Consider the following 16,575-nt stretch of genomic DNA (forward strand, 5'->3'; position numbering starts at 1 on the left):
TAGCGCCACGGAGTCAGGCTGGAACAGCATTCAGGACTCCTTTTTATCGTTAAGGAGCCGCCATGAGCAACCCCACGCCGCTGCAATCAGTACGGAAACGTCCGATGAAACTCACTACTTCCGTCAGCCTGATGGTGAGTACAGTGATCGTGGCGGTGCTGGTGGTGGTCCATTTTTTCTATTTTTTGCAGATCTCCAGCGTGACGCGGCAGAGCGTTGAGCATAAGGCGCTGGCGGTGGCCCGCACGCTGGCGAACTCTCCGGATATCCAGCACGCCCTGCTTTTACCCGCGAACCTTAACCTAATCCAGCCAATCGCCTCTCAGGTACAGAAGAGCAACGATCTGCTCTATGTGGTGGTTACCAATATGGCGGGCATTCGCTATTCCCATCCGGTCAGGGAAGCCATTAACCAGCATTTTATCGGCCCGGATCTGCGCCCTGCGCTGCTGGGTAAAGAAAACGTCTCTGTTAACCAGGGCCAGCTGGCGAAAGCCCTACGCGTCTTCACCCCGGTTTACGACCCGCAACGCCGCCAGATCGGCGTGGTGGTGATTGGTATCTCGCTGAGTGAAGTGAATGCGCAGATCAATCAGAGCCGCTGGAATATTCTCTGGACGGCGCTGTTCGGAAGTCTGGTGGGCGCGGCAGGCACCTTCTGGCTGGTCAGAGCTTCCCGCAGAATTTTATTCGGCCTGGAGCCTTATGAAATCTCGGCGCTGTTTGAACAGCGCCAGGCGATGCTGTACGCCATCAAAGAGGGGGTAGTCGCCGTAGATCTCAACGCGCAGGTGACGTTGATTAATCACGCCGCCCGCAAGCTGTTTCGTGAAACCGGCATGCCGCAGGCTTCAGAAAAGGAGATCGTCCGGAACCTGGAAGCTTCCGGCCCGCTGATCGCTAACCTGCGCGCCGTGCTGAGCAGTGGCAAGCCCCAGCGTGATGAAGAGATCCACTTCCGGGGACGCGATCTGTTGATCAACACCATGCCGGTCAGCAGCAAAAACAAAATCATCGGCGCGATTTGTACCTTCAGGGATAAAACAGAGGTGACCCGGCTGACCCAGCGCCTGAGCGGGATGGTCAACTATGTCGATACGCTGCGTCAGCATTCCCATGAATTTATGAATAAACTGCATGTCATTCTGGGTCTGTTGCATATGAAAAGCTACGGGCAGCTTGAAGCATATATTCTGAAAACCGCCAACAACTATCAGACTGAAATCGGATCGCTGTTGCGAAAAATAAAGTCGCCTGTGATAGCTGGTTTCTTATTAAGTAAACTTAACAGGGCGTCAGATCTGGGGCAGCGGCTGGTACTGAGTGAAGACAGTTTCCTGCCGGACAGAGGCAGCGAGCAGCAGGTCTCGGTCCTGATCACCGTCCTGGGGAATCTTATTGAGAATGCGTTTGATGCCCTGAGCCAGCAGCCGGAGGGTGAAGTCAGCGTTTTGCTGCATTATCAGCAGGGCTGGCTGACCTGTGAGGTCAGCGATGACGGGCCGGGAATTCCGCCCGAACAGCTTGACGCCATCTTTGAAAAAGGGTTTTCCTCCAAAGGCGAGCAGCGCGGAGTGGGTTTATTCCTCTGTAAGCAGCAAACCCTGAGCCTTGGCGGCGAAATTATTGTAGAGTCCGACCCTGGGGTTTATACCCAATTTTTAGTCCAGCTTCCCTGGGATGGAGGAGAAGAGAACGCATGTTAAATGTTTTAGTGGTCGATGATGATGCGATGGTGGCCGAACTCAACCGCTGTTACATCGGGCAGATCCCGGGATTTTCCTGTTGCGGCGTGGCCTCCACACTGAAACAGGCCAAAGAGATGGTACTGCACAGCGATCTGCATATCGATCTGATCCTGCTGGATATCTACATGCAGCAGGAGAACGGACTGGATTTGCTGCCGGAAGTTCGCGCTGCGAAGCGCAGCATTGATGTGATCGTCATCTCTTCAGCGGCGGATGCGCAGACCATTCAGCAATCTCTGCACTATGGCGTGGTAGATTACCTGATTAAGCCGTTTCAGTTTGCCCGTTTTGAAGAGGCGTTGACCGGCTGGCAGCATAAAAAGACGCTGAAAGAGACGCACAGCTGGTACAAGCAGGAGGATGTGGACGCGCTGCTGCATGGCAACCTGCCGGAGATGGCTGATGCGCACCGCCTGCCCAAAGGCTTAACGCCCCAGACCTTGCGCACGCTTTGCCTGTGGATTGATGCGCATCCCGATATGGAATTTTCTACGGACGACCTCGCCGCTGCGGTGAATATTTCGCGCGTCTCCTGCCGTAAATATCTGATCTGGCTGGCGCAGCGGAAAATCCTCTCGACCAACCTGCACTATGGGCTGACCGGAAGACCGGTTTATCGTTACCGTTTACAGGCTGAACACGCCCAGCTTCTTAAACAGTTTTGTCAGTAAGGATCACAGGCTGAAATTCGCTATCCAGCAAAGTGAAAGATGAGAGCCGCTGTGAAGAACAGATGACCTCACCTGCTTTGGTGACGAAAATGGCTTCCAGCTCTGGCCGGGTACCAAGATAAGCGAGGCCTTTTTCCACCCCCATGCCGTACAGCAAGGTGGTAGCGATGTCACCGTCAATGGAATCTTCTGAGATAACGGTGACGCTGAGCAGTTCGTTATCCAGCGGATAGCCGCTGCGGGGATCAAGAATGTGGTGATAGCGCTGGCTGTTGAGTTCGAAATAGCGCTCATAAATGCCTGAGGTCACCACTGATTTACCCCGGACGTTGATCACGCCAATCATGGCATCTGGTGCGGCAAACGGCTTTTTCAGGCCAATGCCCCAACCCGCCTCTTCCGGCGAGCCGCTCAGGGTCTGGATATTCCCCCCAAGATTGATCAGCGCATGCGTAACGCCTTCCCGCTGCAAATAATCCCGCACCCGATCGGCAATATAGCCTTTAGCAATGGCGCCCAGGTCGATCTCCATGCCCTTTTGCTGCAGAAATACCGTACAGGCGACTTTGTCCAGCAACACCTGACGGGGATTGATGAGTGGAAGAAGCGCCTCGATCTCCTCCGCAGGCGGGATACTGTCGCCCCGGAAGCCGATTTTCCAGCGCTTAACCAGCGGGCCAATAGTGAAATTAAACAGGCTCTCCGGTAAAAGGCTGGCGGCATGAGCGCAGGCAATAAGATCGAAAACCGGCTGGCTGACCTTAACCGGATGCAGCCCCGCCGCATGGTTGATACTCATCACTTCTGACTGCGGACGATTGACGGTGAGCAGGATTTCATACTGTTTGATCAGGCGGAAAACGCGTGCGGCGAGCGCTTCATCATGTTCAAACAGCTTTAACAGAATCGGGGAACCCATTAACACGGCGGAGTAAGCATAAACCCGTTCTTCAACTGACATACTCTCTCTCCTGTCGCATCGTTGCGACTTCCCTGACTGGCAAACGCCGGATCTCTCCGGCGCCTGTTCAGCTCTGGTGACGGGCAAGTGCTGCCGCGTTTTTACCGGCCAGAATACCAAAGATGATGATATCTGCTACGGCATTGCCGCCAATACGGTTAGCGCCGTGGATACCGCCGACAACCTCACCGGCAGCCCAGGCTCCCTGAATCACCTGTTTCTGCGCATCCAGCACCGCCGTATCGGTATTGATCGTTACGCCACCCATGGTGTGGTGTACGCCAGGCGCGACACGGATAGCATAGAACGGCCCCTGTTTCAGTGGGTGGCGCAGCGCGGTTTTGCGGCCAAAATCTTCGTCATGCTGTTTCTCAACAAAGAGATTGTAGCGCTCTAACGTCGCCAGAAGCGCATGCAGATCCATATTCAGCTTCACCGCCAGCTCCTGAGGAGATGGCGCACTGATCACAAATCCTTTAGCGATATACTCATCCGCCGCTTTGTTGTTAAGACGAACCTGCTCGTCAAACAGCACCCAGGCACTTTTTTCCGGCAGCGCAATAATTTCCGCCGACACTTTGTCACGCGTTTCCATCTCATTAAAGAAGCGTTTACCCGCCTGACTGATCAGGATGGCACCGCCGCCGCGAATCGCTTCAGAAATCAGATACGAGGTGGTTTGTTCTACAGTTGGGTGGATCTGAATTTCACCCATATCCACGGTATCAGCACCAATTTTCTGCAACATGGCGATACCGCTACCGGTGGCGCCTTTGTGGTTGGTCGTCACAAAGCCGTCCAGTTCCGGGCGATATTTCACCACCATCTCACGGTTGGCGCTGAAGCCGCCGGTGGCGACGATAACGCTTTTGGCGTAGAGAATACGGCTGTCGTTATACTCATCCACCACTTTCACGCCCGCCACGGCCCCGTTTTCAAACAGGATCTCCGCCACGGAGGTTTCCAGCAGCACCTCAATATCGCGTTTGTTGATATTTTTAACCAGCCCGCTGATCAGGAACCCCCCTACCGCTGAGCGGTCAGCCGGACGGTGCGTCCTGTCGATGCTCATGCCGCCGGTGATGGTAATATCGTTCAGCTCAATCTCTTTCGCGGCCAGCCACTCAATGGCTTCCGGCGCCAGGTCGACGAACTCACGCAGCAGCACCGGGTTGTTTTTGAACTTACCGCCCTTCAGCGTCTCTTCATAGAAGAGCTCTTTGCTGTCCACAATACCTTTCAGCTTCTGGAAGCGGGTTTCGGCCGCGTTCATGCCCACAGAGGCTTTGATGGTGTTACCGCCAATGGTCGGCATCTTCTCAATGATCACCACGCGAGCGCCGTCATCACAAGCCTGGATCGCCGCGGCCAGACCTGCACCGCCGCTCCCCACAACCACAACATCATAATTTTGCGGCGCCTGCGGGTTACCGCCCTCTTCAATAACATGCTCTTTACTGGAGGTCGCCAGCGCGCGTGACACGGCTTTTTTCAGCGCTTCACTCTGCGTCGTCGCGCCGGTGATGGCATCTACGTGCGGGCTGTTAGCCACCAGAATACGGGTACGGAGGCTTTCAAAAGTGGTGGTAAAGTCCACATCCAGAGAGGCGTCCGGCACCAGCGAGATATCGGTAATACGGTCAGTATCGAGGGTAACGGCAATTTTCAGCTTCAGCGCTTCCGCTTCCACTTTCTCCTGATACACCCCCGCTTTGTATTTACGTCCGGTGGTACTGGTGTCGCGGATCATCGCGTCCACCAGCGAGAAGCGCCAGAGCGGCTCCGGGATTTTCAGCTCTTCGCGGCGCTGGCTGTCAATATACAACTCAAGATGATCTTCATTGATGATGCGATCAGCCCAGTCCGGATAGGCGATGCAAGCCTTGCCTATCGCCACCAGATCGAAACCGTACTCCAGCGCTTTTTCAGCATCGGATTTGTTCACCACCCCGCCCACGCCAATCACCGGGATCTTCGCCAGCGTCTCAGAACGCATAGCGATAAATTTAGTGATCAGCGGGGTTGGATCGTCCCGGTCTACAATGGAAGGGCGTAGCAGCTGACCCACGGAGAAATGCACATAATCCAGCCCGCGCGCGGCGAGTTTCTCCAACAGGTACATTGTGTCGTCAAAACGGATGCCGGGGACTTCAAGCTCTTCCGGTGAGAAACGGTAGCCGATGATAAAAGAGGCGTCGGCAAAACGTTCAACCATTTTGTGGGTAATTTCCAGCACTTCCAGCGGGAAACGGGCGCGATTGTCGCGGCTGCCGCCCCATTTGTCGTCGCGCTGGTTGGAGTTAGGCGAATAGAACTGCTGGATAAGATAGGTGTTTGCGCCATGGAGTTCGACGCCATCAAAGCCCGCCTTGATGGCCCGGTTTACCGCATCACCGAATTTGGTGATCATCACCTCCACTTCCTCCGCCGTCAGCGCCTGCGGCGTGGTGGCTCCTTCACGCGGAGCGGCAATAGCGCTTGGCGCGACCGGCGTTCTGCCGCCAATCAGCTCTGGTTCCACCATTCTGCCACCGTGATAGATTTGCAGAATAGCTTTCGAGCCCTGAGATTTGATCGCCTCAGCAATTTTGCTCAGGCCGGAAATTTTGTTATCGCTGTCGATAGCTATAGCGCCGGGAAAAGCGGGCCCTTTTGGGTCGATAAAGCAGCATTCGACGATTACCGTGCCAATGCTGCCGGCACGTTCGCGGTAGTACTCCACCAGTTCGCTGGTCACCGTACCATCATAATAACCGGTACAGGTGGTCATCGGCGCCATCAGCAGACGGTTTTTCAGGACTGCGCCGTTAGGTAATGTGAGGGGATTCAGGATCGGGGTGAGTGTTGGCATGATGAACAACTCCAAAAATTTAAAAGTCTGTAAATCTTTCGCGGACGCATTATTTCCCTATAATTAAGTGGTCCGATGTCATGTGATTAATATACCCGTTTCTTTGCTTATATAATCGATAAATTTAGTTTTTAAACTTTTAAATAATATGGAGCTTATAATTAACGGCAAAGAGATAAAAACCACCTTTAATTGTTAACCAATAGTTGATAAAAAGCAACTTCTGATTAACACCAAAAATATACACATAATAATCAAGGAGTTAAAAATTACAACTCTGTTTTCAGGAAATTAACCCCAGGGGATGAAAGCACTTTTTGCAGATAACAGTCAGAGAGGGAAAGGAAATTATTGTGATTTTTTAAAAATAGAAACCTGACGGAAATATTTATTGATCCAGATCAATATTCTTATTTCAGGCAAATCGCATGATATTCACAGTCCTTAATAAAGTCTTTGTCACCAGAGTAATAAACAGCGCATTCTATTTTCGGTCGTTGCGATTAACCGATGAAAAAACATTATTAAACTAAAAAAAGCATTCACATCTACAATTAACCGCAACGCTATAAAGCATTCTCCTTAACTTGCAGACAAAAACTATGAAACCACTTGCGACAGTCAGTGAACCTCCCAAAGCTGCACCAGCTGCCCAGGGAACCAAAAAACGCCTGATCATGATGTTCTTACCGGTACTGGTGGCGGTGATCCTGCTGCTGGTTCCGGTGCCGGAAGGGCTGGAACCGCATGCCTGGCACTTCTTTGCCATCTTCGTCGGTGTCATTGTAGGGTTGATCTTCGAACCGCTGCCTGGTGCGGTGATTGGCCTGACCGGGGTGGTGGTGATAGCCCTGTTCAGCCAGTGGCTGCTGTTCAGTCCGGCAGAACTGGCTAACCCGAAATTTAAAATGGCCAGCGAATCGTTCAAATGGGCGGTGAGCGGCTTCGGCAACTCTACCGTCTGGCTGATTTTCGGTGCCTTTATGTTTGCCGCTGGCTACGATAAAACGCAGTTTGGCCGTCGTCTGGCGCTGATACTGGTGAAGTATCTTGGCCGCCGCAGCCTGACGCTGGGGTATGCGATTACCTTCGCGGATCTGCTGCTGGCACCGTTTACGCCTTCGAATACCGCGCGAAGCGGCGGCACCATCTATCCGATTATCGCCAACCTTCCTCCTTTATATGGCTCTAAACCCAACGACCCCAGCGCCCGTAAGATCGGCTCTTATCTGATGTGGGTGGCTATCACCGCCGCTTGTATCACCAGCTCTATGTTTCTGTCGGCTCTGGCACCAAACCTGCTGGCACTGGCGCTGGTTAAAAGCATCGTTGGTTTTGAAATTTCCTGGGGAACCTGGTTCCTGGCCTTCCTGCCGCTGGGCGTGCTGCTGATTCTGACCATGCCGCTGCTGGCCTACTGGTTCTACCCGCCGGAAGTGAAAATTAATGATGAAGTGCCGCGCTGGGCGAAAAGCGAGCTGGAAAAACTCGGCAAGCTGACCCGGAATGAAATCCTGCTGCTGGTGTTTGTCTGTAGCGCGCTGCTGATGTGGATCTTCGCCACCTCATGGATTGAACCGGCGATGGCTGCGCTGCTGGTGGTGGTACTGATGCTGTGGACCGGCGTATTAAGCTGGAATGATATCACCAGCAACAAGCCAGCCTGGAATACCTTTGCCTGGTTCGCCACGCTGGTTGCTCTGGCGGATGGTCTGGCCCGCGTCGGCTTTATCGCCTGGCTGGGTAAAGAGGGAGGCCAGCTGCTAAACGGCTTTGACCCACAGGTTGCGGCAGTGATGCTGCTGATCGCCTTCTTCCTGCTGCACTACCTGTTTGCCAGTACCACCGCGCACACCACTGCCCTGCTGCCAGCCATGCTGACCATCGCTGCCGCTATTCCGGGCATAAATATGCCGGTCTACTGCCTGATGATGGTGACCTCTCTGGGCGTGATGGGGATCATTACCCCTTACGGTACCGGCCCAAGCCCCATCTATTACGGTAGCGGTTATCTGCCAACCAAAGATTACTGGCGCCTTGGCACCATCTTTGGAGCCATCTTCCTCGGCGGCATGATGCTGATTGCCTATCCGTGGATGGTAATGATGTTCTGATGCCCCCGGCTCCGCTGCAGAAGCATGCAGATGTTGAAATATTGTTATATCATCTTCCCCCGGCCAGAGGTGCTGGCCGGCCGGATTAAAATCATAACTCTTAGTCGCCCGTGGGCCTATCGCTCCGGCTCAGGGCGTCATGAAGTGAGAAAACAATGTCGAATAAACCTTTCTATTATCAGAACCCCTTCCCTCTTGCCCCAGACGATACTGACTATTATCTGCTGACTTCCGATTATGTTTCTGTTGCAGAATTCGACGGGCAGGAAGTGCTGAAGGTGGAGCCGCAGGCGCTGACGCTGCTGGCGCAACAGGCATTCCATGATGCCTCATTTATGCTCCGCCCCGCTCATCAGCAACAGGTTGCGGCAATTCTGGCAGATCCTGAAGCCAGCCAGAACGATCGCTATGTGGCGCTACAGTTCCTCAGGAATTCTGAAATTGCCGCCAGGGGCGTGCTGCCGACCTGTCAGGATACCGGCACGGCAATTATCAGTGGTAAAAAAGGCCAGCGCGTCTGGACCGGCGGCGGCGATGAAGCAGCCTTGTCACAGGGCGTTTATAACACCTATATCGAAGATAACCTGCGCTACTCGCAGACCGTTGCGCTGGATATGTATAAAGAAGTGAATACCGGCACCAACCTGCCGGCACAGATCGATCTTTACAGCGTGGATGGCGAGGAATACAAATTCCTCTGCATCGCCAAAGGCGGTGGCTCAGCCAACAAAACCTATCTTTATCAGGAAACCAAGGCGCTGCTCAGCCCGGCTAAGCTGAAGGATTACCTGATTGGCAAAATGCTGACGCTTGGCACTGCTGCCTGCCCGCCCTACCATATCGCCTTTGTGATTGGCGGGACTTCCGCTGAAAGCACGCTGAAGACGGTGAAGCTGGCATCAACCCACTATTACGACGGCCTGCCAACCGAAGGCAACGAACATGGTCAGGCATTCCGCGACGTGCAGCTGGAAGAGGAGCTGCTGCTGGCGGCACAACAGTTGGGGCTGGGCGCACAGTTTGGCGGCAAATACTTTGCGCACGATATCCGCGTAATCCGCCTGCCGCGTCACGGCGCCTCCTGTCCGGTCGGGATGGGTGTTTCCTGCTCTGCGGACCGCAATATCAAGGCGAAGATTAACCGTGAAGGGATCTGGATTGAGAAGCTGGAAGACAACCCAGGCCGCTATATTCCGGCTGAGCTGCGCCAGCAGGGTGAAGGTGAAGTGCTGCATATCGACCTGAATCGCCCGATGAAGGAGATCCTGGAGCAGCTTTCTCAGCATCCGGTTTCCACTCGTCTCTCTCTGAGCGGCACTATCATCGTGGCGCGTGATATCGCCCATGCGAAGCTGAAAGAGCGCCTGGATAAGGGTGAAGGTCTGCCGCAGTACGTGAAGGATCACCCCATCTATTACGCAGGACCGGCCAAGACGCCTGAAGGCTACGCTTCCGGCTCTCTCGGCCCGACCACCGCAGGCCGCATGGATTCCTATGTCGATCAGCTACAGGAAGCGGGCGGCAGCCTGATTATGCTGGCGAAGGGTAACCGCAGCCAGCAGGTGACGGATGCCTGTCAGAAGCATGGTGGCTTCTACCTTGGCAGCATCGGCGGCCCGGCAGCGGTGCTCGCTCAGCAAAGCATCAAGAGTCTGGAATGCGTGGAGTACCCGGAACTGGGAATGGAAGCTATCTGGAAAATTGAGGTGGAAAACTTCCCGGCCTTTATTCTGGTGGATGACAAAGGCAACGATTTCTTCCAGAAAATCAGTCAGGAGCAGTGCGCTAAATGCGTGAAGTAATGGCCTGACAGGCTTCTGAGTAGCAGCAAAAATCCCGGCAGAGGCCGGGATTTTGTTGCTGCTAAAACGGCAGCTCGCCACCACTTGGGCCAAGCCCCGATTTTAACTCAGGTCTGCGCCGTTGCTGGCTATCACCTTTTGATACCAGAAGAAGGATTTCTTTCGTTTGCGCGCCAGCGTCCCTTTCCCGCTGTCATCACGATCCACATAGACAAAGCCGTAGCGCTTGCTCATTTCGCCGGTGGAGGCCGAAACCAAATCGATGCAGCCCCAGGAGGTGTAACCGATCACCGGAATGCCATCTGCAATCGCTTCGCCCATCGCCCTGATATGCTCACGCAGATAGCTGATACGGTAATCGTCTACAATTTCCCCCCGCTCGTCGATCTCATCCCTGGCACCCAGTCCATTTTCCACCAGGAACAGCGGTTTCTGATAGCGGTCGTACATCATGTTCATGGTGATCCGCAGCCCTAACGGATCGATGCCCCAGCCCCACTCGCTGAGTTCGATATGTGGGTTTTTCAGGGATTTAACGACGTTGGCGGCGCTGCTGTTGCTCTCATTCATTTCTGCCGAGGCGCAGCGCGAAGCGTAATAGCTGAAGGAGACGAAATCGACGCTATTTCTCAGGATTTCAGCGTCGCCCGCCTCCATTTCTACCGTTATGCCCTTTTCTGCAAACAGGCGGCGGGTATAGGAGGGATAAGCGCCACGCGCCTGAACATCTATAAAGAACAGGTTTTCGCGGTCTTTTTCCAGCGCGGCCCAGACATCCTCAGGCTTGCAGGTTCTTGGGTAGAAATTACCGCCTGCCAGCATACAACCGACCTGATTTTCAGGATTGATTTCATGCGCTATTTTCGTCGCCAGCGCGCTGGCCACCAGCTCATGATGCGCCGCCTGATATTTCACCTGCGCCTGATCCTCGCCCTTTTCAAAGACCAGCCCGGCACCGGAAAAAGGGCTGTGCAGCAGGATATTGATCTCGTTGAAGGTGAGCCAGTATTTCACCAGCCCGTCAAAAGCTTCAAAACAGGTGCGGGCATAGCGGGTAAAGAACTCCACCATTTTCCGGCTGCGCCAGGAGCCATACTCCCGCACCAGGTGCATCGGCACGTCAAAGTGGCACAGCGTGACCAGCGGCTCAATATTATACTTTTTGCACTCGTTGAAGAGATCACGGTAAAAGGCGATCCCCGCCTCATTCGGCACCAACTCATCGCCATTGGGGTAAATCCGGCTCCAGGCGATGGAGGTTCTGAACACGGTGAAGCCCATTTCTGCCATCAGAGCGATATCTTCTTTGTAGCGGTGATAGAAATCAATGGCCTGGTGACTGGGATAAAATTCCCCTTCCTGTAGCGTAAAGCGCTTTTCCAGCCCGACCTTTACCGCCAGCCGGTGAGCGCCATGCGGAATGACATCTACCGTGGTCAGCCCCTTTCCCCCTGTAAAACTTGCCCCTTCAGCCTGGTTGGCGGCTAAGGCGCCGCCCCATAAAAAGCCTTCAGGAAATGGTGATGCTTGCATATCAGCCCTCTTTATCAATGTGTTTTTACTGCGGATGAAGCAGTAAGCGCGGCTGAAGGTACAGCCTCACTGCTTTTGCGCGCGGCAGCGCGTGGCGCTTCAACCGGAATATCTTCAAAACCGAGCAGTAAGGTGGTGATAAAGGAGATCACTACCGCCAGGAGCATTACCCCTGCCACCCAGACAATGCTCATCGGATTGGCAGGATCAAAAAACTGTACGCTGGTGAATAGTCCGGGTGAGGCCATCGAATGGCTGGCCAGTCCGCCAATCCCCGCCACGGCACCACAGATGAATCCGCTGATCAGGCAGGCGATTAATGGCCGTTTTAACCGCAGCGCCACGCCATACAACGCAGGCTCTGATATGCCGGCAATGATGGCAGAAGCGGCCGCAGCCAGCGCGGTCTGGCGCAGTTCCGGGTTTTTGGTCCGCCAGGCCACCGCCAGGGAGGAGCCGCCCAGCGACAGATTAGCGCCGATTTCAGACGGCATGACCATGCCCTCCTTGCCGGTTTCCGCGATGGTCTGAATAATGGTTGGGGTGAAGACGCGGTGCATTCCGGTCATCACCAGCAGCGGCCAGGCCGCCCCCATCATCGCTACCGAAAGCCAGCCAAGATAGCTGTGCACGGTGTAGACCACCGCAGAAATGCCGGTGCCGATCCAGATCCCCAGAGGACCGATCAGCACGATAGCAATTGGCGCAGCAATCAGCATGATCAGCATCGGTTTCAGGAAGTTTTTGGTAACCACAGGCGTGATGCGGTCTACCCATTTTTCGATGTAAGAGAGCAGCCAGGTCATGCAGAGCGCGGGGATTACCGTATAGGTATATTTTACCGCCGTGACCGAAAGGCCCACGAACTCCACTTTCTGCCCCTGCGCCGCTTTGGCCATCAGGTCAATAAACGCCGGATGCACCAGCACCCCAGCAATAGCGATGGCCAGCGACAGATTGGTTTTGAACTTCACCGCCGCCGAGGCCGCCACCATCACTGGCAGGAAGAAGAAGGCGCCATCGCCGATAACGGTGAGGATCACCAGCGTCGGATCGGTTTTGCTGAACACGCCGGACATCTCCAGGATCATCGCCAGCAGTTTGACCATCGAGCCGCCGATAATAGCGGGGATCAGCGGGGACATCGTGCCAATCAGCGCATCAAGAATACCGGCGCCGATGCGCCGCAGCGTGAGGCGGCTTTTGCCTGGCGCGGCCTCTTTAGCGCTCACCCCTTCCGGCAGCAGCTTTTGTACTTCCGCATAGGCCTGGGAGACATTGTTGCCGATGATCACCTGACACTGCGTGTCACTGCGCACCACGCCCATCACTCCTGATAGTGACTTCAGGACCGCAGCATCCACTATCGACTCATCATGCAGCACAAATCGCAGCCGCGTCATGCAGTGTGTCACCGCCGCGACATTATCAGCACCGCCCAGCGCATCGACGATTGACTCCGCCAGTTGTGCAAAGTTCTTTGCCATCAAACTACTCCAGAATCATAAGGTTAAGCGAATTTCAGTGAAGTTTCGTGATGCCAGCAGAGCAAAAGAGCGTTCAGGCTGAAACAATAGGTAACCGGTTTCACACGAGAATGTTCATTTCCTCGCCAGACTTCAACAGTTACTTAAAATGGCGTTTGAAATTTGTGATAGCGATCGGGTTAACGGGGAATTCGCCGCATTGCGGGCAGAATGTGTAGAATGGCGCATCAACGTTACTCTTCCAGGAGGGGCCTGTGTCAACAATGCAGGAAGTGGCAACTAAAGCGGGCGTGTCTAAAGCCACGGTTTCTCGCGTGCTTTCGGGCAAAGGCTACGTCAGCCAGCAGACTAAAGATCAGGTTTTTAAAGCCATTGAAGAGGCGGGTTACCGGCCTAACCTGCTGGCCAGAAACCTGGCTACCAGTAAATCGATGTGCATCGGTCTGGTGGTCACCAATACCCTCTATAACGGCCCCTATTTCAATGAACTGATCTCTCAGGCCGCCAAAAAGCTCGACGCCTGTGGCCGCCAGCTGTTGCTGGTGGATGGCAAAAACAGCGCTGATGAAGAGCGCGCCGCCATCGAATTTCTGCGGGATCTTCGTTGCGATGGCATCATTATCTATCCTCGTTTTTTATCAGGCGATGAGCTGGACAACATCATCGACAGTGATAAAAAGCCGGTGATGGTAGTAAACCGGAAACTGCGCAAGCATCAGAGCCACTGCATTTTCTGCGACCACAAAGGCTCCAGTTTTCACGCCACGGAATACCTGATTCATCAGGGCCATCAACAGATCGCGTTTATCACCGGTTCACTTGATTCTCCAACCGCCACTGAACGCCTTGCCGGCTACAAAGCAGCGCTGACAGCCTATAAGTTGCCCGTAGAGGAGGCGCTGATAGTGCAGGGAAAATGGTCTCCGGCCAGCGGCGCGCAGGCTGTTGAAACCTTACTGCAGACGGGTATCTCTTTCAGCGCCCTGTTAGCCAGTAATGATGAGATGGCGATTGGTGCGATAAAAGCCCTTAATCTGGCCGCTCTGCGGGTGCCGGAAGAGGTTTCGGTGATCGGGTTTGATAATATCCCCACCGCTCCCTGGCTGAATCCTGCGCTTGCCAGCGTAAAAGATCCGGTTAGCGAAATGGTGAATGAGGTAATTGCCCAGATTATTTCGATGCTGGATGGCGGGACGCTGGTTAAAGAGAATGGCTTTGTTTCTGAGCTGATTATCAGAGATTCGGTGAGTACAGGGCCGTTCCCGCAGGTCTCCAGGGCCAGTAAAGTCCGTTAATTTCCCGGTTTCAGCTAACTGAAAATCCAGACCAGTTCACATTTCCCGGTTGCAACAAGGTGGTTAACCAAAATTTCGTCTAAAGTTTGGTTCAGGCTCAACTACTTACCGTCCGGACATGGAGAACTATCAATGCAAAGAGTCGAGAAGCGTCAATGGAAAGCGGTGCTGGTGCTGCCGTTTATGGTGGCCGCACTGACACAAACGGGTTATGCGGCGCAAAGCGACAGCGAACAGCATCTTTTAAGTCAGGTTCCTCAGCCGCCAGATATCCGCCTGGGGCCGCTGTTCCATGCTGTCCAGGCGGCCAAACTTTTCCCCGATCAAAAAACCTTTGCTGACGCGGTGCCTAAAAGCAATCCCTCCTCGATTCTGGCCGACTGGCAGATGCAGAAATCCCAGCGCAATTTTGATCTCAAGCGCTTCGTGAACGCCAACTTCACGCTTCCGGCTGAAGGTGAGAAATATGTGCCTCCCGCCGGGCAGAGCCTGCGCGAGCATATAGATGGCCTGTGGCCGGTGCTGACCCGTTCAGCCCAGCAGGCTAACCAGTGGGATTCATTGCTACCGCTACCAAAACCTTATGTTGTACCTGGCGGACGCTTCCGTGAGGTCTATTACTGGGACAGTTATTTCACCATGCTCGGCCTGGCTGAAAGCGGGCACTGGGATCGCGTGCAGGATATGGCAGACAACTTTGCCCACGAACTGGATACCTACGGTCATATCCCGAATGGTAACCGCAGCTATTATCTCAGCCGCTCTCAGCCTCCTTTCTTCAGCATGATGGTCGATTTACTGGCTCAGCATCAGGGCGACAGCGTATACAGTAAATACCTGCCACAGCTGCAAAAAGAGTACGACTACTGGATGGCCGATGCCGACAGCGTCAAAGCTGGAGAAGCCACTAAACGCGTGGTTAAGCTTAAAGATGGCACATTGCTGAACCGTTACTGGGATGCCCGTGACGTTCCGAGAACGGAATCCTATATGGATGATATCGCCACCGCAGAGAAAGCCGATAACCGTAATAAAGCAGAGCTGTACCGTGATTTACGCTCTGGTGCGGCCTCCGGCTGGGACTTCAGTTCTCGCTGGTTTGATAAAGCGGATGACCTGTCAACTATCCACACAACCCGTATTATTCCGGTCGATCTGAATGCGCTGATTTTCCATCTGGAAAAAACCCTGGCCAGGGCTAATAAGGTAGCGAAAAACGACCAGGCGGCTGAACACTTCAGTCAACTGGCGGAAACGCGCCAGGCGGCGATTAACCGTTATCTCTGGGATGATAAACAGGGATGGTATGCCGATTATGACTGGAAAAAAGCCTCAGTCCGCCCTCAGCTGACGGCAGCTGCGCTCTTCCCTCTTTACCTGCAGGCCGCTACCGAAGAGAAAGCGACCCGTACGGCCTCTGCGGTGCAGGCGCAACTTGTTAAGGAAGGGGGTCTGGTTACCACTAACGTCAATAATGGCCAGCAGTGGGATGCACCAAACGGCTGGGCTCCGCTGCAGTGGGCTGCGGTGCAGGGGCTGAACAATTATGGTAAGCAGACGCTGGCAAAAGATATCGGCATGCGCTTCCTGAAAAATGTTCAGAACACCTATGATAAGGAGCATAAGCTGGTTGAGAAATATGTCGTGGAAGGCAAAGGCCTGGGCGGCGGCGGCGGCGGCGAATATCCGCTACAGGATGGGTTTGGCTGGACTAACGGCGTTACCCTCAAGCTGATGGACCTCTACTGTCCGAAAAACAAAACCTGTAACAACGTAGGGGATATTACTTCCGGTCAATAATCTCTCTTCTGGCGGCCCTGATTTTCCCGTGGGCCGCCACGCTGCCTTACCTGGCCGTTGCTCAACATCAGTAATACTCAAGCGCTGATTACCTTCTCTCCTGTAGATTTCTCAGTCTCTGGCAGGTCCACTCTGCGTATAAAGTCTATTCCCCTGATTTTAGCATGGGAAAATATAAGCAAAATCAATGCTTGAAACGCTTTAACGGAAAGATAATAATTCTCATTGAGATTATCATACATCTTTATATTACCGTTATGTGCGCCTTACCTCTCTGCGTTGCGCCGACGGTTCTTATTCCGCACTTTGTAAG

10 protein-coding genes are annotated in these 16,575 nt (G+C 53.9%); 6 read left to right on the top strand and 4 right to left on the bottom strand.

Going from position 1 to position 16,575, the window contains the following annotated elements; genetic code table 11:
* Positions 1–62: 62 nt before the first annotated feature.
* Together SD961_RS16385 and dcuR are read left to right on the top strand one after the other, a co-directional pair.
* Positions 63–1,706 carry a sensor histidine kinase gene (locus SD961_RS16385; RefSeq protein WP_318791412.1) on the top strand — a complete coding sequence of 548 codons (1,644 nt, stop codon included), beginning with the start codon at positions 63–65 and terminating at the stop codon, positions 1,704–1,706.
* Entirely contained in the window at positions 1,700–2,419 is a 720-nt protein-coding gene (gene dcuR, locus SD961_RS16390) for a two-component system response regulator DcuR (RefSeq protein ID WP_318791413.1), read from the top strand. The genes SD961_RS16385 and dcuR overlap by 7 nt, the downstream gene beginning before the upstream one ends.
* Here the strand turns inward: dcuR and SD961_RS16395 are convergent.
* Both SD961_RS16395 and SD961_RS16400 read right to left on the bottom strand, forming a co-directional pair.
* On the bottom strand, positions 2,400–3,380 hold the full coding sequence (locus SD961_RS16395) for an FAD:protein FMN transferase (protein ID WP_318791414.1): 981 nt from the start codon (positions 3,378–3,380) through the stop codon (positions 2,400–2,402). The two genes, dcuR and SD961_RS16395, sit on opposite strands and share 20 nt — an antisense overlap.
* Positions 3,381–3,447: 67 nt before the next feature.
* Positions 3,448–6,231, bottom strand: a complete 2,784-nt coding sequence (locus tag SD961_RS16400) for a flavocytochrome c (protein WP_318791416.1) — start codon at positions 6,229–6,231, stop codon at positions 3,448–3,450.
* 602 nt (positions 6,232–6,833) lie between these two features.
* Here SD961_RS16400 and SD961_RS16405 point away from each other — a divergent pair.
* Both SD961_RS16405 and fumA read left to right on the top strand, forming a co-directional pair.
* The gene (locus SD961_RS16405; protein WP_318791417.1) at positions 6,834–8,345 is read left to right on the top strand and encodes an anion permease; all 1,512 of its coding nucleotides are present in this window, start codon (positions 6,834–6,836) and stop codon (positions 8,343–8,345) included.
* Positions 8,346–8,500: 155 nt separating this feature from the next.
* Positions 8,501–10,147, top strand: a complete 1,647-nt coding sequence (fumA, locus tag SD961_RS16410) for a class I fumarate hydratase FumA (RefSeq protein ID WP_318791418.1) — start codon at positions 8,501–8,503, stop codon at positions 10,145–10,147.
* A 102-nt stretch (positions 10,148–10,249) separates the two neighbouring features.
* On the opposite strand, the gene SD961_RS16415 is transcribed toward fumA, so the two are convergent.
* Positions 10,250–11,680, bottom strand: a complete 1,431-nt coding sequence (locus SD961_RS16415) for a 6-phospho-beta-glucosidase (RefSeq protein ID WP_318791419.1) — start codon at positions 11,678–11,680, stop codon at positions 10,250–10,252.
* Between the two features lie 14 nt (positions 11,681–11,694).
* Complete coding sequence (gene ascF / locus SD961_RS16420) at positions 11,695–13,167, bottom strand: PTS cellobiose/arbutin/salicin transporter subunit IIBC (protein ID WP_318791420.1); 1,473 nt, start codon at positions 13,165–13,167, stop codon at positions 11,695–11,697.
* 254 nt (positions 13,168–13,421) lie between these two features.
* Here ascF and SD961_RS16425 point away from each other — a divergent pair, with 254 nt between their 5' ends.
* Both SD961_RS16425 and treA read left to right on the top strand, forming a co-directional pair.
* The gene (locus SD961_RS16425; RefSeq protein ID WP_318791421.1) at positions 13,422–14,462 is read left to right on the top strand and encodes a LacI family DNA-binding transcriptional regulator; all 1,041 of its coding nucleotides are present in this window, start codon (positions 13,422–13,424) and stop codon (positions 14,460–14,462) included.
* 183 nt (positions 14,463–14,645) lie between these two features.
* Positions 14,646–16,262: an alpha,alpha-trehalase TreA gene (treA, locus tag SD961_RS16430; protein WP_318791496.1), complete on the top strand. Its 1,617-nt coding sequence runs from the start codon at positions 14,646–14,648 to the stop codon at positions 16,260–16,262.
* Positions 16,263–16,575: the final 313 nt, after the last annotated feature.

Source organism: Erwinia sp. MMLR14_017 (assembly GCF_033657285.1).
In the GTDB taxonomy this organism is placed as follows: domain Bacteria; phylum Pseudomonadota; class Gammaproteobacteria; order Enterobacterales; family Enterobacteriaceae; genus Erwinia.